Source organism: Allobosea sp. (assembly GCF_030695125.1).
Lineage (GTDB): Bacteria > Pseudomonadota > Alphaproteobacteria > Rhizobiales > Beijerinckiaceae > Allobosea.
Genome location: NZ_JAUYTP010000039.1, coordinates 1 through 24,559, shown reverse-complemented (window position 1 = coordinate 24,559; position 24,559 = coordinate 1). Strand labels below are relative to the sequence as shown.

Below are 24,559 nucleotides of genomic sequence, written 5' to 3'. Positions count from 1 at the left end.
AACCGATCTCCGCTCAGGACCGGAACAGGCCGCGCCGCCCGAACAGCGGCGCGACGGACCGGTCATCCGCCGGGGCGGCATGCAGCATGTCGATGCGTGAGACCTCTTCGGGCGCGCCGAAAATCAGCGGCACGCGCTGGTGCAGGCGCTGCGGCAGAATCGTTCGGATCGGCCGATAGCCGTCGCTAGCGGCTCCACCCGCCTGTTCGATCAGGAAGGCGACGGCCTGCGCCTCGTAGACCAGCCGCAGGCGGCCCTCATGATAGCCGGGCCTGGCATCGCCGGGATAGAGAAACACGCCCCCGCCTAACAGGATGCGGTGCGCCTCGCCGATCATCGCGGCATACCAGCGGGTGTTGTAGTCGACGCCCAGCGGTCCTGATGAGCCTGCGAGACAATCCTCGACGAACTGACGCACTGGCGGGTCCCAGTGCCGGGCGTTCGAGGCGTTGATCGCATAGTCCCGCGTGCCGCGCGGTATGCGGATCCCTGTCTTCGTGCGCAGGAAGGCAGCCGTCTTCCGTTCCAGCACGAAGACATCGACGCCGGACCCCGTCGTCAGAACCAGCGTCGTCTGGGGTCCGTAGAGCACATACCCTGCGGCAAGCTGGGCCTCACCGGTCGAGGCGAAAGCTCCGAGTTCCGACGCATCCCCCGCATCCGCCGCCCTTATCGAGAAGATCGTGCCGATCGCCCCGTTCGTCGCGATGTTGGCGGAGCCGTCGACGGGATCGACCGCCACCGCGAGAGGGCCGTTGCCGGGAAGGTGCTGAATCTCGTCGTTCTCTTCCGAGGCGATCTGTGCGACCGGGCAGCGCGACAGCGCCGCGAGGATCAGGTCGTTGGCGATGAGATCGAGCGCCTTCTGGGCGTCGCCGTCGGAAGTCGCGCCCGTTGCGCCCGCCAGATCGCCGGCCAGGCCGCCTTTCGAGACCAGTTCGGAGATCGAAACCGCTGCCTGCGCCAAAGCGAGGGTCGTGTCGGCGACCTGCGTCTGCAGCTCGCCACCAGTTCGATAGGGCGCAAGACATTGCGCCAGCGACGGTTGGTCCAACACGAGCTTCCTCCCCAGGAGCCTTCGAATGCGGCGCTGCCTCGCTGGGCCGAACCGTCCATTGACTTCACATTCGGGCTTCTAGATTAAAAGGGAAATTTATTCTTCTGTTGATAGGCCAAAGAATGTCTAATGCCAGTCGCCATCTCCGCGACGCCACGTTGCGCCAGTTGCGGGCGCTGGCCATCGTGGCCCGGAGCGGGAGCTACACCGCCGCCGCGACATCCATCGGCGTGACGCAGCCGGCCGTTTCGCTCCAGATCCAGACCCTGCAGGAGCGGATGGGCCTGCCCCTGTTCGAGCGCGCCAACGGGCGCCTCGTCCCGACGCAGGCGGGAGTTCTTTTGGTCGCGCTCTCACAGCACATCGAGACGCTCGTCCTCGAAACCGAGCGTCAACTCGCTGCCATGCGCGCTGGCCAAGGCGGCGAGGTTTCGATCGGTGCAGTCAGCACCGCGAAATACTTCGTGCCTTTCATCATTTCGGCCTTCCAGCAGGCGCATCCTAACATCGAGGTCCGGCTGGTCATCGGCAACCGCGGCGAGATGCTCAGCCTGATGCGGAGCAACCAGCTCGACCTCGCAATCATGGGCCGGCCGCCGGATGATCTCCTCGTTGAAAGCCAAAAGTTGGGCGATCATCCGCATGTCATCATTTGCGCGCCCGGACATCGCCTTGCCGGCAGGACCAGCGTCGAAGTCGCCGGGCTCGAGGCGGAAACCTTTCTCGTCCGCGAGCCGGGCTCGGGCACCCGCATTCTGATGGGGCGCTACTTCGCTGAGCACGCAATGGCGCCACGGATCGGCATGGAGATCGCCAGCAACGAGACGATCAAGCAAGCCGTCATGGCCGGCCTGGGCATGGCATTCATCTCTAGCCACGTCATCGCCGCCGAAGTCGCCGACCGGCGCATCGCCATCGTCAAGGTCAAGGGGCTGCCTCTCCTGCGTGAATGGTTCGTGATCCGCCGCCCCGAGCGCGCGCTGTTGCCGGCTGCGGCGCGCATGTATGCGTTCCTGTCCGAGCAAGGACGCCGACACCTGCCGGAATTGCCCTAAGCAGCAATTCGCAGATTGTCACACGAATGGGTTTTCATGCGCTTGCGGTTGATGTCGATGACGCTCTCGTGGATGGCGGCTTCGAGATGTTCGGCATCGGTGAAGGTCGCGCCCGCCACGACGCTGCTCGATCTACTCCGGCACGACCTCGCGCTGACAGGCACGAAGAAGGGCTGCGACCATGACCAGTGCGACGCCTGCACCGTCCTGATCGACGGGCAGAGGATCAACAGTTGCCTCCAGCTCGCGGTGATGCAGGACGGCAAAGCGATCACCACGATCAAGGGGCTGTCGCAGGACAGTGCGCTGCATCCGCTGCAGGCGGCCTTTGTCGAGCGCAACGCCCTCCAGTGCAGCTATTGCACGCCAGGACAGATCTGCTCCGGCGTGGCGCTGATCGAGGAGGGGCGCGCCACCACTCGCGAGGAGATCCGCGAGCATATGACCGGCAACATCTGCCACTGCGGCGCTTACCCCAACATCGTCGACGCCATCGAAGACGTGCTCGTCCAGCGCGGCCAGCTAATGAAGGAGGCCGCGGAATGAACCGCTTTTCCTATCACCGCGCCGACACCGTCGACGATGCGATCAGGGCGCTTTCCGCGGAGTCCAGCGCGCGCCTCATCGCCGGCGGCACCAAACTCGTCGACCCGATGAAATACGACGTCGAGCAGCCATCGACGTGACGCGCATCGTGGGGCTCAGGGCATCGCGGAGAGGCAGAACCGGTCTCTGCGGATAGGCGCGCTCGTCTCCAACACCATGGTCGCCTAAGACGAGCGCGTCGCCGCGCGCTTTCCGTTGCTCGCCAGTGCGATCCTGGCCGGCGCGACGCCGCAGCTGCGCAATGCGGCCACGACCGGCGGCAATCTGAACCAGCGCACGCGCTGCTGCTATTATTTCAACGATGCCGCCACGCCCTGCAACAAGCGCGAGCCCGGCTCGGGCTGTTCGGCGATCGGCGGGCTGAACCGCATCCACACCATTCTGGGCGCAAGCGAGTACTGCATCGCGACGCACCCCTCCGACATGTGCGTAGAGCTGGCGGCACCCCGTGTCTTCGGGCTGTCGAGCGAGAATGTCCGGGTCGTTTCGCCTTATGTCGGCCGCGGGTTCGGCTCCGGCTTACGCCCGCAGCATCAGCTCTCCCTGCCTGTGATGGCTCGCTCGCGTTAGAGTGCTCTGTCCGGCTGGGGCTGACGCGACAGCATATGTTCTCCCAAGTCCGCCGGCCCGATACGATCAACGTGGTTTCGCTGGGCATCGACGAAGACGGTCGACTTCACTCGATCCAGCATCAGGCGGTCGCTGCGACATCGCAGGAGAGCAGGCTGCGGGCCTGCATGACCCGGTAGATCAGCTTGTGAATTTGCCCAGGCCGCCCCGAACGAGGCTTGCCGAGGGAAAACCCGACGCTTCGCGCGTGAGATTGGCTTCGAACTGCCGACGACACTGGTCCAGAGCCCGCAATCCAACGGCATGGTCGAGGATTTCGTTCAAACCATCAGGCACTGAGCCAGGGGTCAATCCGCTGCCCAACGCCAAAATCGTCATGCGTCAGCTGCGAGCATGGTTCGATCACTACACCCGGCTTCACCCGCATAAGGGGCTGGGATACCGTTCACCGCTAGAGTTCATCGCAGACCGCACAACCAAGGAGGACATGTCCGACCAATCGGGGCTTCTTCAGGGGTTGTCTGCAGCTGGGCTTGAGAAGTCTGCGGACAGAACGTAAAGTTGCTTTGCAGTTTTGCGACGGAGAACTGATTTGGCCACATTTCAGACGGTTCTGGTGAAGTCTACCGACGCCGCCGTTCTTGAAGGGGTCTCGCGCGCGCTCAGCGAGGCCGACGGATACCGTCTCATTTTCAGCGAGGACGACAGGTCAGCGATCCGCAGGCTTGAAGAAGTGAACGTGAATCTCTTTCTTTACGACTGCTGCGACGAAGTTTCCCAGGACGAAAGCGCGCTGTTGCGGTCACGCTTGGCGCATACCTCCTGTACGCGCATCCTCCTTCTTGACCACGAAAAGGTCAGATCCGGCCACGAACTGGCTAACCGGACGGCTTCGTACCTGTTTCTGTTCAAGCCGGTAGAGGCGATGCAGCTTAGCCTTGTTGCGAAGCGGGCGCTTGAACATGTCGAACTGTCGCGGCGTCACCGTATCCTGAGTCGCGAGCTAAAGCTGTCACTCGACGACGACATCTTCCACGGAGTGAAGGAAAGCTTTGTCCAGGGTGGCTATTCGCAGTTCGAGCGGCTGGTCTTCCTCAGCCCGAAGATGGCCGAACTGGTCTCCGAAGCGCAGATGGCCGCTAAGACCAACATGCCGGTGCTGATCCAGGGCGAGACCGGCACGGGCAAGGAGCTGTTAGCCCGCGCGATCCATTTCAATTCGCCGCGGCGCAAGTCGGCGATGCTGGTGCAGAACTGCGGCGGCATCGCGGAGAACGTGCTGCACTCCGAACTTTTCGGGCATGTCCGCGGGGCCTTTCCCGGCGCAATCTCGGACCGACTGGGGCTGTTTCGTGCGGCCGATGGCGGCACTATCCTGCTCGACGAGGTGTCCGACATATCGCCCCAGTTCCAGATCGCGCTACTGCGCTTTCTGCAGGAGGGTGAGGTGAAGCCCCTAGGTTCGGATACCATGCTGCACAGCGATGTCCGCATCATCGCAGCGTCGAACAAGCGGTTGGAACGGTTGGTCGAGAAGGGCAGCTTCCGGCGCGACCTTTACTACCGTCTGCGAGGCTTCCAATTGAATGTTCCATCGCTGGCCGAGCGCCCCGAAGATATCCCCGTACTGACGCGCTTCTTCGTCGAGAAATATGCGGGTGTCGTCGGCCGGAATGTACTTGGGATCACGGCGGACGCCTTGCAGCGGCTGGAGGCCTATCCCTTTCCCGGCAACGTCCGCGAACTCGAGACCGAAGTTCAGCGCATGGTCGCGGTAGCCGAGCAGGGCGGCTACATCGCCTTCCGGCACCTCTCCGACAAAATTTCCAAAACTCCAGTGTATGATCGCGACAAATTGTCTGCACTGATTTCAGAAGGTAGCCTCAAAGATATTGTCGAACGAGTGGAGCGGTCAGTGGTAGAGCGCGCTCTGGACCGCCACCAATGGAACCAGAGCAAGGTTGCCGCCGACCTGGGGCTGTCGCGCGTAGGACTCGCCAACAAGATCAAGCGTTACGATATCCAGCGCAAGCGACGGGCATGACAGAGGAAAGCGGTTCTGATGACCCCTCTCGGTTTAATGTCGTTGCCTTTCCGGATCCGAGCAAGCGTTGGCCAAAATCGCAGGCTCCATTCAAAAACTTAGGCTTGGCCCCACTGTCCGAGACACTTGGAGCCGTCGCGATGAACCCGAAGGGACGCTGGTGCAACCATTGCGTCGGGGTCTGGTACCGTCACTTGGGAGAATCGCGCTGCCCATCTTTCGGCGGCCGCCGCTGAAACCGGCTGTCAAAACAGCAAACTAAGTTTGCAGTATGCAATTTGTTTCATAGATTCCACCTTTTCAGGGCGCAAGTTGATTTCGAGTTGCGCGCTATGGCCGATATCCTGCCCGTCTCAGGATCGACCCTCACAAGAGTCGATCGGGTCGCTACCCTTGGCTGGGGGGCCAAGGCAGCTCAACGAGAGGGAGGAAGAAAATGGCCAATCTACTTTGGCTGCAAGGTGGTGCGTGCTCGGGGAACACGATGTCGTTCCTCAATGCCGAGGAACCGAGCGCGTGTGACCTTGTGACCGATTTCGGCATCAACATCTTGTGGCAGCCCTCGCTTGGGCTGGAGCTTGGCGAAGACGTCAAGACCATCCTGAAGAAATGCATCTCGGGCGAGATCAAGCTCGACATCTTCGTGTTCGAGGGCACCGTCGTGAACGCGCCCAATGGCACCGGCGAGTGGAACCGCTTCTGCGGCCGCCCGATGAAGGAGTGGGTCAAGGAACTGTCGGCAGCGGCGGATTTCGTCGTCGCGATCGGCGACTGCGCCACCTATGGCGGCATCCCAGCGATGGCGCCGAACCCGTCCGAAAGCGTCGGCCTGCAATTCCTCAAGCGTGCCAAAGGCGGCTCGCTCGGCACCAACTTCAAGGCGAAGTCGGGCCTTCCGGTCATCAACATCCCGGGTTGCCCGGCGCATCCCGACTGGGTCACGCAGATTCTGGTTGCGGTCGCAACGGGGCGTGCGGGCGATCTGACCCTTGACGAGTTCCACCGGCCGAAGACGTTCTTCTCGTCCTTCACGCAGACCGGTTGCACCCGCAACATGCATTTCGCCTACAAGGTCTCGACCACAGCCTTCGGGCAGCGCAAGGGCTGCCTGTTCTACGATCTGGGCTGCCGCGGCCCGATGACGCACAGCCCCTGCAATCGCATCCTCTGGAACCGCCACTCGTCGAAGACACGGGCCGGCATGCCTTGCCTCGGCTGCACGGAACCTGAGTTCCCCTTCTTCGATCTGAGCCCTGGCACCGTCTTCAAGACCCAGACGGTCATGGGTGTGCCCAAGGACATGCCTACGGGCGTCGACAAGGTCGGATACATCAAGCTGACCGCCGCCGCCAAGGGCATGGCCCCCGCTTGGGCGGAAGAAGACATCTTCGTCGTTTAAATCCGTTCAGGGAGGAACCAAGAAAATGACAGCACTATCCAGCGTCGAGACTCTCGACATCTCTCCGGTCGGCCGCGTCGAAGGCGATCTCGACGTGCGCGTTGATATCCAGGACGGTGTGGTGACCAATGCTTGGACGCATGCGGAACTGTTCCGCGGCTTCGAGGTGATCCTGAAGGACAAGGACCCGCAGGCCGGGCTCGTGGTGACACCGCGCGCTTGCGGCATCTGCGGCGCCTCGCACCTGACCTGCGCCGCCTGGGCGCTTGACACCGCCTGGGGCACGACCGTGCCGCGTAACGCGATCCTTGCACGCAACCTCGGCCAGATCGTGGAGTCGCTGCAATCGCTGCCGCGCCACCACTACGGACTCTTCATGATCGACTACACCAACGCCAACTATGCGGCGAGCCCGTTCTACGAAGAAGCGGTCAAGCGCTATTCGCCCTTCACCGGCACCTCCTATGAGGCTGGCGTGACGATCTCGGGCCGTCCGGTTGAGATCTACGCGCTCTTGGGCGGTCAGTGGCCGCATTCCTCCTTCATGGTGCCGGGCGGCGTGATGTGTGCCCCCACCCTGACCGACGTGACGCGCGCCTGGGCGATTCTCGAGCATTTCCGCCAGAACTGGATCGAACCGCTCTGGCTCGGCTGTTCGATGGAGCGCTACGAACAGATCCAGACCCTCGAGCAGTTCGAGGCCTGGCTGGACGAAAGCCCGAAACATGCCAATTCGGACTTGGGCCTGTTCTGGCGCATGTCGAAGGAGATCGGACTGCAACACTATGGCAAGGGCCACGGCAGGTTCGTGACTTGGGGCTACCTGCCGCATGAAGACAAGTACAACAAGCCGACAATAGACAGCCGCTCAGGTGCGGTGATCATGAAGGCCGGTACCTATGACGGTGCCACCGACAGCTTCGGCCCGATGGAGCACATCTTCACCCGCGAAGATACGACCCATGCCTGGTATGACGAAGGCAAGAGCGCCGTTCATCCTTTCGACCGTACCACCAAGCCGATCGCCAAAAATACCGTCGATACGAATGGAAAATACTCCTGGGGTACCGCCGTGCGGCACGCCGAGAGCGGCGCGCTGGAGGCCGGTCCGCTGGCACGGCGTCTGATCGCTGGAAACACGACCGGGCAGGCATTCCAGCATTCAGATGGTCTCGTGCTCGACATGTACCGCAAGATGGGCGGTGCCTCGATCATGCTGCGACACTTCGCGCGGATGCACGAACTGTGCATCCTCTATCGCGAGGCGGAGCGTATCCTGCGCGAGTTCCGCCTGAACGACGAGTGGTACATCAAGCCGACTGAACGGGACGGCAAGGGGTGGGGTGCCACCGAAGCGATCCGTGGCGCTCTGTGCCACTGGATCGAAGTCAAGAACGGCAAGATCGCGAACTACCAGATCATCGCACCGACGACCTGGAACGTTGGCCCGCGTTCCGCCGACGGCCAGCGCGGCCCGATCGAAGAGGCCTTGCTCGGAACCCCGATCAAGAACAAGCATGATCCGGTCGAGGTCGGCCACGTTTGCCGGTCCTATGACAGCTGCCTCGTCTGCACCGTGCATGCGCATGACGGCGACACCGGCGAGGAGATGGCCCGCTTCCGGACCGCCTGACCCATCTACCCCGAAGCAATCTCGCCTTACAGCGGAATTGCTTCGGGAGAAACGCACACCGGTGGGGAGGCCGTCATGAGCGAAAACAAAGATGCCGTCGCCACGGCACGGGATACGAAATACTTCACGGACCGCTACGGCCTTTCTCCGGCTGATGCGGACCATGATATGTTGCTTCGCATGATCGAGGATATATTCGAGGATGGGCTTGTGACCGAGGTCAGCCCGTTCCCTGAAACCGACCGCGAGTTCGGGAAACTACTGGACATCCTGCGGCCGCTGAGCGCGGACGATCTGCGCCAGAAACTGGTGATCTCGGGCTGGCTTCTGGAGCCTTACGGACCGGACCGGATGCGCTGTCAGGAGTGCATGTACTATCTAGTGCACCGGCGCTGGTGCGATCTGCCTGAACTCAACTTGCCTGCCAAGCCGGACTGGTGGTGCAGGCTCTGGCGCATATGAAGGTCCACGCATGATGGACATGGATGCCTTGCGTCGCTCAATCGCCGACCGCCTCTCGGCGGGGCTGCAGACCGAAGTCTGGCCACGGGCCGAAACAAGCGAAGAGGTCAATGCCATCGTCAACCGGCTTCAGCTCGAAGCCGGCGACGACCTCGACAAGAAGCTGATCATTGCAGGCTTTACCGACCACACGATTGAAGCTGAGGGCATGCCGCAACCCTGCGAGACCTGCATGTATTACAAAGTCCACGCCAGATGCTGCGATCTTCCCGAACTGATGCTTCCGGTCGAGCCCGCATGGTCCTGCAGGTTATGGCGGATTTGATCGGACAGCAAATCGTCGTCCTGGGCTGCGGAAATCCGAACCGCAGCGATGATGGGGCGGGCCCCGCGGTGATCGAGTTGCTTCGCAACCGCCAGTTGCCAGCGTCTGTTCGCCTGTTTGACGTTGGCACCGACGGTATGGCCGTAATTTACAAAGCGCGGGGCGCCACCCATCTGCTGATTGTGGACGCTCGGGTTCCCATGGGAACACCAGGTTCGGTCTACGAAGTACCGGGCGAAGTTCTTGCAGCACCATCGGCGCGCGGAGCAGGCCTGCACGAATTTCGCTGGGACAACGCGATCTATGCCGGGCAGCGCATCTATGGCGATGCGTTTCCCGCGCACGTAACGGTCTTCCTGATCGAGGCAGAGACACTCGCGCTTGGCTTGTCTCTCAGCCCTACAGTCTCCACGGCAGTCGAGCTTGTCGCAAACAAGGTGACCACCCTGTTGCGACACTGGGCTTCGACATGAGCAGTGGCATCGCCGTCCGTGACGGGTCTGTCTATCTGCCGGCGCCGGTTGTCGAGACCTATCTGCAGGGTGTCGCGGCGGTTGTGGTCCTGATCCGGGACCAGACGCTGATGGTTCTGCCGGTGCATCATGCGACGGCCGGAGGCTGCTTGCTTAAACAGCGCAACGCCGCCGGCGACCGCGTCGCGCAGGCGCGCGACGTATTTCAGGCCCATGGGCTGCTCGCCATGGCGGTGTCCGACTTACCGGTACATTGGAATTCTGAGATGTGCGCCCTCTGCGCTCCGATCCCCGGCGACTTAGCAAAGTTAGTTTACAAGTAAGAAAGAAAGTAGACGGTCGAGCGTTGATGCTCTAGGGTGATCAGGGATAACGCGACCGTCAGAGTCGCGCAGGGAGGACTCGTTGGGCGCATCAAGCCGCACGAAGCAACAGGTCGACGCGGCGCTTGCGGCGGTCGAGGACGCAGACGCATCTGACTCCGACAAGGCACAGATGCTGATGGAAATTGCGATGGGCCTGCAACAGGCCCCGCGCGACCCTGAGGATCTGCGCGCGGCCGTCGATCTTTATCGCCGGGCGATCGCTCTGGTGCCGCCAAACGAAGCTCTGGGTGCCGCGCGCATTCGTGCGCGGCTTTCGACCGCGCTGATGGCAGTGCCTGGCAGCGACGCAGAGGCGATCAAGGCGGCGCGGTTGGAGATGACGACCGCCATTGCAACTCTGACGGCAGAGGGCTCGGATGCCGAGATCGCCGAGGCCGAAATGAACCTCGGGCTGATCTGCCAGACGATGGCGGGGATGGGACTTGCCCCGATCCAGCCTGCGATTAGCGCCTATCAGCGTGCCCTGCGTACCTTTGACCGGACCGCCTTTCCCAAGGAATTCGCTATCCTGCAGAACAATCTGGCCACGGCCTTCCTGTCGATGCCGTTTACCGACGAGTCGGGCAAATTGCGCGAGGCGTTGGCTGTTCAGGCATTCGAGGAAGCGCTGCGTGTCGTTACATTGATCGACCAGCCGGTCGAGTATGCGATGCTCCAGAACAACCTCGGCAATGCGCTGCAATATGTGTCTTCGGCGCACCGGGTCGAGAACGGCTTTCGCGCGCTCGATGCCTATGACGAGGCGCTGAAGGTTCGCACTTTTCGCGACATGCCCGAGGCCTATGCCAACACCATCGCCAACAAGGCGAACTGCATGGCGAACCTGCCCGACGATCCGGCGAACCCCGAGGCGGGAAACCCGCGCAACGTTGCGGCGGCGGTGGCCCTGCTGCGCGAGGCCAAGGGCATATTTGCCGCCCGCGGGGTCGAGGACAAGGCGCAGGCGGTCGCCGAGGCGATTGCCGAACTTTCGTCGCACCTCGCTCCCCACGGTGCGTTTGCGCCCAACGCCATGCACTGACCACACCGAACAAACTCGAAGAAGGAGACCATCGCTTGATCATATTTGCTGCATTGGCCACAGGATGCCTCGCTGCGCTGCTTACTGGAGCCGTGGGCGGTGTCGCGGTCGGAAAGTCAGCACTTGGAACCGAACTCGCCGCCTATATGGGCGGCCTTTACGGTGCAATCGCCGGTGGGGCGGCCGTCGTCGCGACCGTCGTCGTTTTGTCGCTGACCTGAGGGAGGACCGCACATGTTCGCCATGGCTATGAATTCTGCGAAGCTCTTCTTCACCGGGAAATTGTTCAAGAACAATGGACAGGTGATCCTCCAGTTTACTCTCGGTTCCCTTGCGGGAATCGTTGTCGGCGTCGGGGTCGGTCAAATCGCCCCCATCTGGGCGGCGGCACTTGCTGCGGGAGGCGTGACCGGACTGATCCAGCCTTTCCTCCTCAAGAACGTGAAGTACGCGTGATCTGATGCCTGACAGCGGCGCCCCCGAGCACAGTGATCGACCCGGCCTCGACCGGCTCTTGGGCGATCTCAATGCGCTCAAGGCGCTGGCCGAGGGCTGGGACGATGCGGCGCGGATTGGGGCCACGGCGCAGGCTGCAGCAATCGACGCGCTGAACGCCGAAGCGTTCCGGCGAATGATCAGCACGCTGAAGTCCCACGACGGCTTTGGCAAGGCGCTGGTCGATGCGGCGCGCGACGAAGTCGTCTATGCCGTCCTGCGCCGGCACGGTATCCTAAAGCCGTCGCTGCATGAACGGGTCGAGGCCGCGCTGGAAACGGTGCGCCCGATGCTGGCCAGCCACGGCGGCAATGCCGAGGTCGCCTCGGTCGAGGGCAACCGCGCCGAGATCCGCTTTCTGGGTGCCTGCGACGGCTGCCCGGCCTCGCAACTCACGTTCTATGCCGGCGTCAAGAAGGCGATCGAGGATCATGTGCCCGAGATCACCGAAGTGCGCCAGGTCAAGGGGTTGGGCGGCGGTGGTGCCGACACGGTGCATTTCACCTCGCCCTTTGCCGAGACGCTGGGGGGCAGCTGGATCAACGCGCTCAATCTGGCGAAGCTGCCGGATGGTACAACGCTGTTCGAGACCGTCGGCGGCGAATCGGTGATCTTTGCGCGGCAGGGCGATCTGGTGACCTGTTTTCGCAACGCCTGCGCGCACATGGGGCTCGAGATGACCGAGGGTGCCGTCGAGGCGGGCATCCTGACCTGCCCTTGGCATGGTTTCCGCTATGCGCTGGAAAGTGGCGAGTGCCTGACCGCGCCCGAGGTGCAGTTGCACGCCCATGCGGTGCGGGTCATCGGCTCGCACATCCAGGTCAGGATCGTGCCATGAAGGTTTCGCTCGCGCCCTCGTTTGCGCCGATCAAGGCCGAGGGCACGGTGACAAAAGGCCCTCCGCTTCTCGACCCGTCGGGCGCGCAGGTGATCTTGGGATCGGATGGCGGGCTGCTGGCCGACCCGATTACCCCGGCTGCGCATCGCCTGTTCGGGCCGCGTGGCGTCTGCCTGCATCCCGACGGCTCGTTCTGGGTCGCCGATACCGGGCACCATCGGCTGCTGGGCTGGCGCAAGCTGCCGGACCGCGACGACCAGCCGGCCGATATCCTGTTCGGCCAGCCCGCCTTTGGCCGCGAGGGGCGCAATGCCAAGGGGCCGGTGACCGCCGCCACGCTGAACGTGCCGACCGGCATCACCGCCTTTCGCGGCGGCCTGGCGGTGGCGGATGCCTGGAACCACCGGGTGCTGATCTGGCACCGCCTGCCCGAGGGCCCGGAAAGCCCGGCCGACATCGTGCTTGGTCAGGCCGATGCGGGGTCGGCGCTGGCCAATCGCGGCGCGGATGCGCCGGGGCCTCAGACGCTTCACTGGCCCTATGGCCTGTCCGAGATCGACGGCAGGCTAGTCGTCTGCGACACCGGCAACCGCCGCCTGCTGGTCTGGAACGATCCGGTCGAAACCGGACAGCCCGCCGATCTGGCGCTGGGTCAGGACTGTTTCACCTGCCGCGACGAGAATGCGGGCGGGCCAGTCTCGGCGCGTTCCATGCGTTGGCCCCATATGGCCACCGGCTGGCGCGGCGGCCTGGCGGTCGCGGATGCGGGCAATAATCGCGTCATGGTCTGGTCCAGCTTTCCCCAAGCCAATGGTCAGCCTGCCGATTCCCTCGTAGGCCAGGCCAGGATGACTGATTGCGACCTGAACCGGGGCGCCTATTACCCGTCGTCGCTAGCGGTCAACATGCCCTATGCGCTCGGGGTGCTGGGCGACCGGCTGATTGTCGGGGATACAGCCAATTCGCGGCTGCTGGGCTTTGCCGGGGTCGGCTTTGCGGCCGAGGCCGATTGGTTGACCGGCCAGCCTGATTTCGCCTCGAAGGGCGACAACCGCTGGGGATTGGCCATGCGCGACAGCCTGTGCTGGCCCTACGGCCTGTCGGTGCGTGGCAGCACGGTCGCCGTGGCCGACAGCGGCAACAACCGCGTGCTGATATGGGAATCCGCGCCATGACCGGCGCGCGCCTGACCGTGCGCGGGCAGGTCCAGGGCGTGGGCTTCCGGCCCACGGTCTGGCGGCTGGCGCGCGAGATGGGGCTGGCGGGTGACGTGAAGAACACCGCCGAGGGCGTGGTGATCCGGCTCTGGGGCGAGGGGCTGGACAGCTTTCCGGGCCGGCTGCACGCCGCCCTACCGGCGCTGGCCCGGATCGAGGAGCTGCGCGTCGAGCCCCTGGACGATGCGCCGCCTTTGGGTTTTGCCATCGTCGCTTCGGAGGCGCTCGGTACGATGCGCGGCTCGGTGACGCCCGATGCCGCGACCTGCCCCGATTGTCTGGCGGAGATCCGCGATCCGTTCCAGCACCGCTACCGCTATCCCTTCACCAATTGCACCAATTGCGGCCCTCGCTTTTCCATCGTGACCGGGGCGCCCTATGACCGAGCCCGGACGACGATGGCCCCGTTTGACCTGTGCGAGATCTGCGCGGGAGAATATGCCGACCCCACCGACCGGCGTTTTCATGCCCAGCCGGTCGCCTGCGGCCGCTGCGGCCCGCAGATCTGGATCGAGAAGCTGGGCCCCGGCGCGGTCAACCACGAAGCCTTTTCGATGCTCGATGACATCGACGCCACTGGCGGCATGATCCTGAACGGCCATATCGTCGCGATCCGCGGCCTGGGCGGCGTACACCTGGCTTGCGATGCAACCAATGCCGCCGCCGTCGCCGAACTGCGCCGCCGCAAGGGGCGCAATGGCAAGGCCTTTGCGCTGATGGCCCGCGACCTGGGCGTGGTTCGCGAATTCTGCCAGGTTTCCGAGGCCGAGGCCGCAGCCCTGTCCGGCCCCGAAGCGCCGATCGTGCTCCTCAAATCGTTGCCGAACGCCCTGCCCGGGGCCATCGCGCCGGGGCTGGACCGGCTTGGGGTGATGCTGCCTTACACGCCGTTCTATCACCTGATCCTGCGCCGCATCGGCCGCCCCGTGGTGATGACCAGCGGCAATCCTTCAGGCCAGCCTCAATGTATTGGCAATCAGGAAACCCGCGACCGGCTGTCCGCCATTGCCGACTTTGCCTGCCTGCACGACCGCGAGATCGCCAACCGCATCGACGATTCTGTGGTGCGGGTGGACCTTGGCCGGATGCGCGTGCTGCGCCGGGCACGCGGCTTTGCTCCGACTGGCCTGCCACTGCCGCCCGGCTTTTCGCGCGCGGCGCAGGTGCTGGCGATGGGCGGAGAGCTGAAGAACACCTTCTGCCTCGTCAAGGACGGCCAAGCGATCCTATCGCAGCACATGGGTGATCTCGAGGATGCCGCCACCCATGCCGACGCCGCGCGGAACCTGGCACTCTACACCCGGCTGTTCGACCATGCGCCGAGCGTGATCGCGGTCGACCTGCATCCGCAATACCTGTCCACCCAGGCCGGGCGGGCGCTGGCCGGCGGTCGTCCGGTGATCGCGGTGCAGCACCATCACGCCCATGTCGCCGCCTGTCTCGCCGAGAACGGCCGCCCGTTGGATGCGCGCCCGGTCCTTGGCATCGCTCTTGACGGCAGCGGCCTTGGCGATAACGGCACGCTCTGGGGCGGCGAGTTTCTGGTCTGCGATTATCGGCGCTATGCGCGGGTCGGATCGTGCAAGCCGGTGGCACTGCCCGGCGGGGCAGCAGCGATCCGTGAGCCCTGGCGCAACGCCTATGCGCATCTGATGGCGGAAATGGGCTGGGCCGAATTCGCGATGAATTTCGACGGGCTCGAGATCTTCCGCAGGCTTTCCGCGGCGCCGCGCGCGACTCTGGATGCGATGATCGCGCGTGGCACGAATGCGCCGGTGTCGACCTCCTGCGGGCGACTCTTCGATGCGGCCGCCGCCATCGCGGGCCTGGCCTGGGAGGCGCAGGATTACGAGGGCGAGGCCGCCATGCGCTTCGAGGCCGCGATCGACGCCGCCGCGATGGCAGAGCCTGACGACATGGCCTATCCGTTCAGCATTCCGCTGACGGGGGGCAAGGGCATTCCCTATATTGAGCCGCTGGCGGTCTGGCGGGCAATGCTCGGCGATCTGATCCTAGCCACCCCGATCGGTGTCATAGCGGCCCGCTTTCACCGCGGGCTGGCGCAGGCCGTCGTGCGGATGGCCGAGCGCATCACCGAAGATACCGCCATCGACACCGTCGCCCTGTCGGGCGGCGTGTTCCAGAACGCGACATTGTTCGCGCTGGTCCATCACGGACTCGAAGCCCGCGGGCTGACGGTTCTCAGCCACGCCCGAACCCCCGCGAACGACGGGGGACTAGCAGTTGGCCAGGCCGTTGTGGCCCTGGCCGTCAGCCAAACGGAGGACACCCCATGTGCCTTGGAATCCCGGGCCGGATCGTAGAAATCACGGATGCCCGCCGAAAGCTAGCCACAGTCGAGGTGATGGGCGTCCGCCGTCAGGTCAACGTCGCTTGCATCTTGAAAGACGAGCCGATCGAAGCGCTGATCGGCACCTGGTCCCTGATCCATGTCGGCTTTGCCATGAGCCGGATCAATGAAGAAGAGGCGGCGCTGACGCTTGACGTCCTGCGCCAGCTTGGCGAGGCGCAGGCCGAGATCGAGGCGATGAAGGCCTCGGAAAGGATGCTGGCATCATGAACTACGCTGACGAATTCCGCGACCCTATCGCCGCGCGCGGCGTGCTGGCCGCCATTGCCCGCGTCACCGACGAGATCGGTGCTACCCGCGAAAAACCCGTCCACATCATGGAGATCTGCGGCGGGCATACCCATGCGATCTTTCGCTACGGTCTCGACAAGCTGACGCCGCCGGGGCTCGAGTTCATCCACGGGCCGGGCTGCCCGGTCTGCGTCCTGCCAATGAGCCGGATCGACGAATGCGTCGAGATCGCCGAACGGCCGGGCGTCATCATGACCACCTTCGGCGATGCGATGCGGGTGCCGGGGCATCGCAAGTCGCTGATCCAGGCCAACGCCGACGGAGCCGACATCCGCATGGTCTATTCTCCGCTCGACGCGTTGGAACTGGCCCGGCGCCACCCCGACCGCGAGGTGGTGTTCTTCGGCCTGGGGTTCGAGACCACCACGCCCTCGACGGCGCTGACCATCCTGCAGGCGGCAGCGGACGGGCAGACCAATTTCTCGGTCTTCTGCAACCACATCACCGTGCCACCGCCGATCAAGGCGCTGCTCGACGATCCGCACATGATCCTCGACGGCTTTGTCGGGCCGGGGCATGTCTCGATGGTGATCGGGGTGCGGCCCTATGACTTCATCGCCCGCGACTATGGCAAGCCGATCGTGGTGGCGGGGTTCGAGCCGCTGGACCTGCTGCAATCGGTGCTGATGGTGCTGGAACAGATCCGCGACGGCCGCGCGGAGGTGGAAAACCAGTATTCCCGCGTCGTGCCGGATGACGGCAACCCGGTCTCGATCGCCGCCTGCGCAGAGGTCTATGAGCCACGGCCCAGTTTCGAATGGCGCGGCCTGGGCGAGATCGACGCCAGCGGCATGCGCATTCGCCCCGCCTATGCAGCCTGGGATGCCGAGGTCAAGTTCGGGGTCGGCTACGGCAAGGGGCCGCGCCTGGTGGCCGAGCCCGATGGCTGCCGCTGCGGCGATGTGATGACCGGCCGGATCAAGCCGCATTCCTGCCCGCAGTTCGGCAAGCGCTGCACGCCCGAAATGCCGCTGGGCGCGCTGATGGTCAGTTCCGAGGGGGCCTGCGCTGCCTATTACCAGTATGGCGGGCTGCGGCTGGAGGAGGCGCTGTGAACGAGCGACTGCGTCCCCCTCGGCGCGTCGTCGCCGACCGGGTGACGCTAGCCCATGGCGGCGGCGGCAAGGCGATGCGTGATCTGATCGAGGATGTGTTCACCTCGGTCTTCGCGCCGCCGGGGATGGAGGATCAGGCACGGCTGATGCATCCGTCGCTGCTGGACCCGGGCGCGCGACTTGCCTTCACCACCGACAGCTTCGTCGTCTCGCCGATGGAATTTCCCGGCGGCGACATCGGCACCATCGCGGTCTGCGGCACGGTCAACGACTTGGCCGTGGGCGGCGCGCGGCCGCTGTGGCTGTCAGCCGCCTTCATCATCGAGGAGGGCGTCGAGATCGCCACCCTCCGCCGCATCGCCCGCTCGATGCAGACCGCCGCCGAGGCCGCCGGGGTGCGCATCGTCACCGGCGACACCAAGGTGGTGGGCCGGGGGTCGGGCGACGGCGTCTTTGTCACCACCGCCGGTGTGGGCGTGATCCCGCCCGGCCGCGATTTGATGGCGGGCAATGTCCGGCCCGGCGACGTGGCAATCGTCAACGGCGTACTCGGCGATCATGGCGCTGCCATCCTGGCCGCACGCGGCGACATGGCGCTGACCACCGATGTCATATCGGATTGCCGGCCTCTGAACCTGTTGATGGACGCGGTCCTGGCCGCCGCACCCGATCTGCGCTGCGCTCGCGATGCCACCCGTGGCGGGCTTGCCTCGGCCCTGAACGAGATCGCCGATGCTGCCGGGGTGGGGGTCGTGATCGCCGAGACCGACCTGCCGCTGCGCCCCGAGGTCAAGGGGGTCTGCGAAATCCTCGGGCTCGATCCGCTCTATCTGGCCAACGAGGGAACGCTGGTGCTGTTCGTGCCGCCTGACCAGGCCGAGGCGGCTTTGGCCGCCATGCAAGGCATGGCGGCCGGTGTCGAGGCCTGCATCATCGGACAGGCCACGGCCGCCCATCCGGGAACCGTGGTTATGAAGACCGTCTTTGGCGGCGGACGGATCGTCGACATGCTTGTCGGCGAACAATTGCCGCGCATCTGCTGACCAATCCAACGAGAGAGGAAACGACCATGACCAAATATTCGACGGGCGGACTGGCTGCCGTGTTTGTCCTTTTGCCTGCGGTGGCGCTGGCGCATCCCGGCCATGGCGCTCCGGCGTCCCATAGCCATTGGGAACTCGCCGCCATGGCGGCGCTGGCGCTAGCCTCGGTGACAGTTCTGCGGCGGATCCGACGGCAATAGGCGGCTGGCCGGGCGTTCGCGGTCCGCATACAGGACGGAAAGCAGTTCAGAATGCATGAACTTGGCATGGCCCGCAGCATCGCCGCGATCGTCTGCGAACACGCACGGGGCCGCCGGGTGCGCGGCGTGCGCGTTGCTATTGGCCCGCACGCCTGCATCGAGCGGCAGGCATTGGCCTTCTGCTGGGACATAGTGACCGAAGGCACCGCCCTTGCGGGCGCCACCCTCGGCTTCGTCGAGGCCGAGGGTGAGACTTTCACAGTCAAGGACTACGAAATCAGGGAGGACGCGTGATGTGCGGAATATGCGGCTGTGCCGATCCGACGAACCAAGTGACAATGACCGATATGGCCAGCGGCAAGACCAGCCTGCTGCGCACCGGCCCGGCGACAGAGGTCCCGGTAGGGCTTTCGGTGGCTGAGGCGCATGCGTTTGCCCATGCACATGGCCTGCCGCATGATCATGACCACGGGCACGCACACGCACACGCCCATGACCATGGCCATGACCACGGGAATCAGAGCCAAGCCGAGGCGACTGCGCTGCATGGCGGCTCCGTCGCTCTGGAAACCGCGATCCTGGCCAAGAACGACGCCATCGCGCAGCGCAACCGGGGCTGGTTCGAAGGTCGCGGCGTGTTGGCCTTGAACTTCGTGTCCTCGCCGGGCGCGGGCAAGACGGCGCTCCTTGAGGCAACGATCCGGGCGCTGGCGGGGCAGGTTACGATCACGGTAATCGAAGGCGACCAGATGACCAGCAACGACGCCGAGCGCATCCGCGCCGCCGGTGCTGCCGCGATCCAGATCAACACCGGCGCGGGATGCCACCTCGAGGCGGACATGGTGGCCGAAGCAGCTCGCGCGCTCAATCCCCCTCCGGGCAGCCTCCTGCTGATCGAGAATGTCGGCAACCTTGTCTGCCCGGCGATGTTCGATTTGGGCGAGGCGATGAAGATCGCCGTGATCTCAACCACCGAGGGAGAGGATAAGCCCCTGAAGTATCCTCACATGTTCCGCGCGGTAAAGATCGTGATCGTCAACAAGATGGACCTTGCGCCGCATGTCGGCTTCGACGAGGCTGCTTGTTGCAACAACATTCGTGCCGTGAATCCGGTGGCCGAGATCATCTGCGTTTCAGCGAAGACTGGGCAAAATTTGGACGCCTGGCTTACGAGATTATTGCATCTTAGAACTGATTTGAAATTTAGTTCAAATTATATCAACAGCTTGGCTTGATGTCGCGTTTGATTACTGATTCTGGAATTGTTGTAAAAACGTCCGAAAACCTCGCTTTCTCGATCCGAATAAAACTGTGTATTCTCGCCGATGTTTAGCTCCAGGCTTCGTTGACAAAGGGTAACCAGAGTTTTACTGCGCCGATAGCGACGAATCCAAGGTAATATTCCTTGCGCTTGTTGCAACGTCTGGCGCGCACCGCCAGTTCTTGAGCTTGTTGAACAGACGCTCGATCAGATTGAGTGAAGGCTGCGAGCCCAACGAACGCCTTGCGCAACGCAACGCTATTGAAGGAGGACGGGCAATAATGCGGAACCGCGCTTACACCCGACGGGTGGCAGGAATGGCGGCGTTGGCAGCCATGGCCTTGTCGGTCGGATCGCCTGTTGCCGACGCTCATGAAGCGGCCGGCGTTGCCGGCGGCTTCATGAGCGGCTTCGCACATCCGTTGTTCGGATGGGATCATGTAGCGGCCATGGTCGCCGTCGGTCTATGGGGGGCATTCCTCGGAGCGCCGGCGATCTGGCTCCTGCCGATCGTGTTTCCGCTGGTCATGGCCTTTGGCGCAGCGCTGGGCATCATCGGGGTCCCGTTGCCGGCGGTCGAGATCGGCATTGCGTTTTCGGCCGTCCTGCTCGGAGTCATGGTGGCCCTGGCCGCGCGGCCGCCGCTGGTCGGCGCTGCCGCGATCGTCGGACTCTTTGCAATATTCCATGGCCACGCCCACGGCACCGAACTGCCCGCCGCCGCCAACGCGCTTGCTTATGCCGCAGGTTTCGTAATCGCCACCGGTCTGCTCCATCTCATCGGGGTTTCGTTCGGCTTCACGACGCGTTGGAGTTGGGGGGCACCGGCAGTGCGAACCGCGGGAGGCATCATCGCACTAGTTGGTGTGGGCTTCCTCTTGAAGGGAGTGGCATGATCCACTTCGTCTTGGCACTTGCATCGCTCATCGCGGCCGTCGAGCCGGCGCTGGCTCACGCGCCGATCGAGGGCATCGGCGTGTTCTATAACGGCATGCTGCATATCTTGTTCGTCCCGTCGCAGCTGTTGTCGGTCACAGCGCTTGGCCTCTTGCTTGGGCAACATGCGCCGCAGCTCAGTCGCTGCGGCTGGTTTGCTTTCGTCGCAGCATTTTGGTTCGGCCTCGTTGCGGGATATTGGGTCGGTCAGGGCGTTCCCCAGGCGATTTTTCTCGCCTTGGCTCTGATCGCGGGATTGATGGTCGCATTTGAGTGGGCCTTCGGGCTCGTCTTCATCGTCGCGCTGGCGACAGTTGTTGGCGTTGGCATCGGCCTGGACTCCACACCGGACGGCGCACCGCATCGCGAGATGTCGTTGGCCCTTGCTGGAACTGCGGTCGGCGGCGTGCTGCTGTTGAGCTGTGTTGGGGGCCTGACGTGCTGCTTCACGCGCCCGTGGCAACGCATTGGAATCCGCGCCGCCGGATCGTGGACCGCCGCAACCGCCGGTATCGTGCTCACGCTCGTATGGGTCGGGCCTAAGGTCGCGGGATAGCGAGGCCCACCACGTCATTAGTCAGTCGCGTCATCCGCGAACCTTTGGTCCATTTTCTGGTGATTGGCGGAGCGGTTTGCGCCCTTTATGCTTTCGCCCCCGGCAGCGAAAAGGAAACCTCCCCTCGCGATCGCGTCGTGGTCAGCGACGGATGTCACTTTCCATTTAAATCCCGGAACCGCAGTTCACCATTTTCAACATGTTACGCCGGCAGGTAATTTGATAATCGGCAGTTAATTTGAGAATGACGCTTTATTTCTGGCACCTTATGTGAGAATGGGAATGCGGTTCACTTTCGGCGCTGGGGCCGCTCATGCAAGATCCGCTTCCCGATCAGATTGATGATGCTCATTGGGAAGAAGCTCGACGGCGAGCCGACGCAATCCGCACATTTCTCAGTCATCGCCGCGACCAGGGCACGACGGCTGATGTCGCTGCACTGGCGACTGAACTCGGGCTCAGTCAGGCAACCACCTATCGGCTGATCGGTCTCTTCCGCGAAGGCGGCAGCGTGCGCGCTCTGGTCGAACGCAAGCGTGGCCGACCACTTGGCCATCGCATTCTTGACCCCGGGCGGGACGAACTCGTCAAGAGCGCCATCCGGGCGATCTTCCTGACGCCCAATCGCCCGCCCGTCTCTGAGCTTGTGCGGATGATTCAGGCGCGCTGCATGAAAGCGGGTCTCAAGCCGCCGCATCGACGCACGATCGAGGCGCGTATCAAGGATGTCGACCTGCAGCACCGTGCCAGGCGGCGTGGCGACGAGGCCACCGTGAAGGCGACGACTCCGGTTCCCGGCGCGCTGCGCACAACACGGCCGCTCGAGGTGGTCCAACTCGACCATACAAGGGCAGATATCTTCGTCGTCGACGAAGAGACGCGACTGCCGATCGGTCGCCCATGGCTGACGCTCGCGATCGACGTGCACAGCCGCATGGTCATGGGCTTTCATCTCACGATGGATGCGCCTTCGCGGCTCTCGACGAGCCTGTGTCTGCTGCACGCCGTATTCGACAAAACGGCTTGGCTCCAGGAGCGCGAGATTTCCGAGCCCTGGCCGATCGCTGGCTTGCCGGACGCTCTGCATGTCGACAACGGCGCGGATTTCAGGAGCAAGGCTTTCAAGCGGGGCTGCGACGACGCCGGCGTCGCTGTCATCTGGCGCCCGCCTGGACAACCTCGGTTCGGCGGCCATATCGAGCGGCTCATCGGCACGCAGATGGGCCGCCTGCATCTTCTTCCGGGCACGACCTTCGGCGATGTGGATGAGCGCGGAGACTATGACAGCAGACGGCATGCCGCGCTCACGCTGCGCGAACTAGAGCGCTACATCGCGCTCGATATCGCCGGAGCCTATCACCAATCCATTCATAATGGCCTGGGCCGGCCTCCTCTCGCCGTCTGGCGTGAGCTAGAAGAACGGACGCCTCTGCGCATGCCGCAAGATCGTCAGCGCTTCTGGCTGAACTTCCTGCCGGAAGACCGCCGCAGTTTGCGCCCGACCGGAATCCATCTGTTCGGCCTTCGCTATTGGTCGCCTGCCCTATCCGCCGATGTCGGCCGCGTGAAGAGCAAGCTGCTCGTCAAGTACGACCCCCGCGATCTGGCTCGCGTCTTCGTCCAGCGCCCATCCGGAAGCTTCGTCGAGGCCCGCTATGCCGACATCACCTTGCCGTCCGCAACGCTGCGCGAGGTCAGCGCGGCCCGGAAGTCCCTTCTTGCAAAGGGGCGGCGAGAAGTGGGCGCCGAGGCAATCTTGCGGACTGTCATAGCACAGCGAGAGTTGATCGATGACGCCGTTCGCAAGACTTCCTCTCAGCGCAAGCGGGGGCGAGCGGCCAGAAACTCCAAAGTGGATGATAGCGGCTGGGGCTCGCTTCGTGGCGTCGATTCCAGCAATCCTGTGCCCTCGGTCGAGGATATGGATTGACGCAGCATGACATTCACATTCCGCCACCTGACATCGAGCGCGGCGGCGCTTCTTGCCGAGCATGATGAGCGGCGCATCCGCGCCATCCGGTCGCGTCGGTGGGTGCTTTATCCTCGCGCCAAGCAGGCGCTCGATCGCCTGCATGGACTTCTTGACCAGCCGCGTGGCACGCGAATGCCATCCATCGCCATCTATGGTGACAGCGGCATGGGCAAGACCATGATCATGAAGCAATTCCGGGACGAACACCCGCCAAGCTTCAACACCGCAACCGGCGTGCTGACGACGCCAGTTCTTGCAATGGAGATGACGAGCCGACCGGGCGAACGGCGGTTTTACGCGGAACTGCTGACGCTGTTGGGGGCTCCATCGCGGCCGCGTGCTGACATCGCCCAGATGGAGCAGGCAGCCATGCGGATTATGGAAGCCATCGGCGTCCAAGTCCTCGTCATCGACGAGGTCCACAACCTTCTGGCCGGCAGCTACCGCGAGCAGCGCATCGTGCTCAACACGCTTCGCTTCCTGAGCAACCGACTGCAAATCTCCCTCGTCTGCTTCGGGGTCAATGAAGCACGCGAGGCGATCAGCGGCGACGTGCAGTTGGCGCGGCGTTTCGAGCAGCTGACCTTGAGCCGGTGGGCGGCGAACGAGCAATTTGAAGCTTTGATCGGCTCGGTCCTGCGCAACATGCCACTTCGCCACCCTTCCGTGCTGACGCCAAACGCACTGCGCCGCATTCTCCAGATCACAGATGGCATTACAGCGGGCATCTTCCGACTGATCACCGACCTCGCCATCGCAGCCATAGAGAGCGGCGAGGAGCGGATCACCGACGAGGCCGTCCAGCGCTGGGAGCCCGCATTCCAGGGCGAGACCGCGGTTGCCTGATGCCGGCCACGCCGTCGCCGATGCCGGTCTGCTTCCCACCAGCCCTTGATGAGCTTTTGTCGTCTTTGATCAGACGCCATGCCGTCTTCTACAACGTGCCTCCGCTCGCCGTCTTGCATCATTCCGTGCCAAACTTGCGGTCCCTCAAAGCTGCTGATCGCGATCTCACGCAGGATCAAGCCGAAGCCTTGGCCATTATGTTCCGAACTACGGCCACAGCCGTGTTTGGCATGACCTTCGCAATCGCACCCGGGGCTACCCGCCGACTGATATCGTCGCGCGTCATGCAGGAATGCCAGACCTGTTTGCGGATACCGACGAAGCCGGCCATGCATTCCAATCTCAAGCCGGCCGGGTCTTCCGATTTGAAGCCGGCCACCCTTGGCGTCATTCGCATGGGTCGAGGGGATGATGTTTTGCGGTTCGTCGAAGGTCAAGCGGCAGGCT

At 63.7% G+C, this 24,559-nt stretch carries 26 protein-coding genes and 2 pseudogenes; 27 read left to right on the top strand and 1 reads right to left on the bottom strand.

Translation table 11 applies throughout. From position 1 onward, the window contains the following. Nucleotides 1-13 precede the first annotated feature (13 nt). Nucleotides 14-1,057, bottom strand: coding sequence for a class 1 fructose-bisphosphatase (locus Q8S38_RS15835; RefSeq protein WP_068078364.1), 1,044 nt, complete (start codon nucleotides 1,055-1,057; stop codon nucleotides 14-16). 158 nt (nucleotides 1,058-1,215) lie between these two features. Between Q8S38_RS15835 and Q8S38_RS15830 the strand changes: the two genes are divergently transcribed. The 27 genes and pseudogenes from Q8S38_RS15830 to Q8S38_RS15700 all read left to right on the top strand — a co-directional run. Further along, entirely contained in the window at nucleotides 1,216-2,112 is an 897-nt protein-coding gene (locus Q8S38_RS15830; RefSeq protein ID WP_305681358.1) for a LysR substrate-binding domain-containing protein, read from the top strand. A 51-nt stretch (nucleotides 2,113-2,163) separates the two neighbouring features. After that, complete coding sequence (locus tag Q8S38_RS15825) at nucleotides 2,164-2,658, top strand: (2Fe-2S)-binding protein (RefSeq protein WP_068078406.1); 495 nt, start codon at nucleotides 2,164-2,166, stop codon at nucleotides 2,656-2,658. After that, a pseudogene (locus tag Q8S38_RS15820) lies at nucleotides 2,655-3,162 on the top strand (FAD binding domain-containing protein); the annotation flags it as partial. The gene Q8S38_RS15825 and the pseudogene Q8S38_RS15820, both read left to right, overlap by 4 nt. Nucleotides 3,163-3,880: 718 nt before the next feature. Then, a complete protein-coding gene (locus tag Q8S38_RS15815; RefSeq protein ID WP_305681357.1) occupies nucleotides 3,881-5,332 on the top strand; it encodes a sigma-54 dependent transcriptional regulator in 1,452 nt (483 codons plus the stop codon). 436 nt (nucleotides 5,333-5,768) lie between these two features. Then, nucleotides 5,769-6,731 carry an NADH-quinone oxidoreductase subunit B family protein gene (locus Q8S38_RS15810; RefSeq protein WP_068078350.1) on the top strand — a complete coding sequence of 321 codons (963 nt, stop codon included), beginning with the start codon at nucleotides 5,769-5,771 and terminating at the stop codon, nucleotides 6,729-6,731. A 25-nt stretch (nucleotides 6,732-6,756) separates the two neighbouring features. After that, entirely contained in the window at nucleotides 6,757-8,364 is a 1,608-nt protein-coding gene (locus Q8S38_RS15805) for a nickel-dependent hydrogenase large subunit (protein ID WP_068078347.1), read from the top strand. 75 nt (nucleotides 8,365-8,439) lie between these two features. Then, complete coding sequence (locus tag Q8S38_RS15800; protein WP_305681356.1) at nucleotides 8,440-8,826, top strand: hypothetical protein; 387 nt, start codon at nucleotides 8,440-8,442, stop codon at nucleotides 8,824-8,826. Nucleotides 8,827-8,836: 10 nt separating this feature from the next. Further along, nucleotides 8,837-9,151, top strand: coding sequence for a hypothetical protein (locus tag Q8S38_RS15795; protein WP_054207158.1), 315 nt, complete (start codon nucleotides 8,837-8,839; stop codon nucleotides 9,149-9,151). Beyond that, nucleotides 9,124-9,624: a hydrogenase maturation protease gene (locus Q8S38_RS15790; protein ID WP_305681355.1), complete on the top strand. Its 501-nt coding sequence runs from the start codon at nucleotides 9,124-9,126 to the stop codon at nucleotides 9,622-9,624. The genes Q8S38_RS15795 and Q8S38_RS15790 overlap by 28 nt, the downstream gene beginning before the upstream one ends. Further along, nucleotides 9,621-9,947 (top strand): hypothetical protein, encoded by a 327-nt coding sequence (locus Q8S38_RS15785; protein ID WP_068078344.1) that lies wholly within the window; start codon nucleotides 9,621-9,623, stop codon nucleotides 9,945-9,947. Before Q8S38_RS15790 ends, Q8S38_RS15785 begins: the two co-directional genes overlap by 4 nt. 82 nt (nucleotides 9,948-10,029) lie before the next feature. Further along, nucleotides 10,030-11,031, top strand: a complete 1,002-nt coding sequence (locus Q8S38_RS15780; protein WP_068078341.1) for a tetratricopeptide repeat protein — start codon at nucleotides 10,030-10,032, stop codon at nucleotides 11,029-11,031. Nucleotides 11,032-11,066: 35 nt separating this feature from the next. Then, nucleotides 11,067-11,252, top strand: coding sequence for a hypothetical protein (locus tag Q8S38_RS15775; RefSeq protein ID WP_068078336.1), 186 nt, complete (start codon nucleotides 11,067-11,069; stop codon nucleotides 11,250-11,252). A 13-nt stretch (nucleotides 11,253-11,265) separates the two neighbouring features. Continuing rightward, nucleotides 11,266-11,487, top strand: a complete 222-nt coding sequence (locus tag Q8S38_RS15770) for a hypothetical protein (RefSeq protein ID WP_068078333.1) — start codon at nucleotides 11,266-11,268, stop codon at nucleotides 11,485-11,487. 4 nt (nucleotides 11,488-11,491) lie between these two features. Continuing rightward, entirely contained in the window at nucleotides 11,492-12,364 is an 873-nt protein-coding gene (locus Q8S38_RS15765) for a NifU family protein (protein WP_068078329.1), read from the top strand. Beyond that, nucleotides 12,361-13,539, top strand: a complete 1,179-nt coding sequence (locus tag Q8S38_RS15760; protein WP_068078326.1) for an NHL repeat-containing protein — start codon at nucleotides 12,361-12,363, stop codon at nucleotides 13,537-13,539. The genes Q8S38_RS15765 and Q8S38_RS15760 overlap by 4 nt, the downstream gene beginning before the upstream one ends. Then, nucleotides 13,536-15,905 (top strand): carbamoyltransferase HypF, encoded by a 2,370-nt coding sequence (gene hypF, locus Q8S38_RS15755; protein ID WP_305681354.1) that lies wholly within the window; start codon nucleotides 13,536-13,538, stop codon nucleotides 15,903-15,905. The genes Q8S38_RS15760 and hypF overlap by 4 nt, the downstream gene beginning before the upstream one ends. Then, a complete protein-coding gene (locus tag Q8S38_RS15750) occupies nucleotides 15,875-16,162 on the top strand; it encodes a HypC/HybG/HupF family hydrogenase formation chaperone (protein WP_068078317.1) in 288 nt (95 codons plus the stop codon). Before hypF ends, Q8S38_RS15750 begins: the two co-directional genes overlap by 31 nt. Further along, a complete protein-coding gene (hypD, locus tag Q8S38_RS15745; protein WP_068078314.1) occupies nucleotides 16,159-17,298 on the top strand; it encodes a hydrogenase formation protein HypD in 1,140 nt (379 codons plus the stop codon). The genes Q8S38_RS15750 and hypD overlap by 4 nt, the downstream gene beginning before the upstream one ends. Further along, the gene (gene hypE / locus Q8S38_RS15740) at nucleotides 17,295-18,341 is read left to right on the top strand and encodes a hydrogenase expression/formation protein HypE (protein WP_305681353.1); all 1,047 of its coding nucleotides are present in this window, start codon (nucleotides 17,295-17,297) and stop codon (nucleotides 18,339-18,341) included. The genes hypD and hypE overlap by 4 nt, the downstream gene beginning before the upstream one ends. A 26-nt stretch (nucleotides 18,342-18,367) precedes the next feature. Continuing rightward, nucleotides 18,368-18,541: a hypothetical protein gene (locus Q8S38_RS15735; RefSeq protein WP_156449851.1), complete on the top strand. Its 174-nt coding sequence runs from the start codon at nucleotides 18,368-18,370 to the stop codon at nucleotides 18,539-18,541. 51 nt (nucleotides 18,542-18,592) lie between these two features. Then, nucleotides 18,593-18,835, top strand: a complete 243-nt coding sequence (locus tag Q8S38_RS15730) for a hydrogenase/urease maturation nickel metallochaperone HypA (protein WP_068078311.1) — start codon at nucleotides 18,593-18,595, stop codon at nucleotides 18,833-18,835. A gap of 44 nt (nucleotides 18,836-18,879) precedes the next feature. Further along, a complete protein-coding gene (gene hypB, locus Q8S38_RS15725) occupies nucleotides 18,880-19,776 on the top strand; it encodes a hydrogenase nickel incorporation protein HypB (RefSeq protein WP_305681352.1) in 897 nt (298 codons plus the stop codon). A 361-nt stretch (nucleotides 19,777-20,137) separates the two neighbouring features. After that, complete coding sequence (locus tag Q8S38_RS15720; RefSeq protein ID WP_305681383.1) at nucleotides 20,138-20,698, top strand: HupE/UreJ family protein; 561 nt, start codon at nucleotides 20,138-20,140, stop codon at nucleotides 20,696-20,698. Further along, entirely contained in the window at nucleotides 20,695-21,294 is a 600-nt protein-coding gene (locus Q8S38_RS15715) for a HupE/UreJ family protein (RefSeq protein WP_305681351.1), read from the top strand. The genes Q8S38_RS15720 and Q8S38_RS15715 overlap by 4 nt, the downstream gene beginning before the upstream one ends. Nucleotides 21,295-21,607: 313 nt before the next feature. Beyond that, a complete protein-coding gene (locus Q8S38_RS15710) occupies nucleotides 21,608-23,224 on the top strand; it encodes a Mu transposase C-terminal domain-containing protein (protein WP_305681350.1) in 1,617 nt (538 codons plus the stop codon). Nucleotides 23,225-23,230: 6 nt separating this feature from the next. Beyond that, on the top strand, nucleotides 23,231-24,112 hold the full coding sequence (locus Q8S38_RS15705) for a TniB family NTP-binding protein (protein WP_305681349.1): 882 nt from the start codon (nucleotides 23,231-23,233) through the stop codon (nucleotides 24,110-24,112). Further along, a pseudogene (locus Q8S38_RS15700) lies at nucleotides 24,112-24,559 on the top strand (hypothetical protein); the annotation flags it as partial. The gene Q8S38_RS15705 and the pseudogene Q8S38_RS15700, both read left to right, overlap by 1 nt.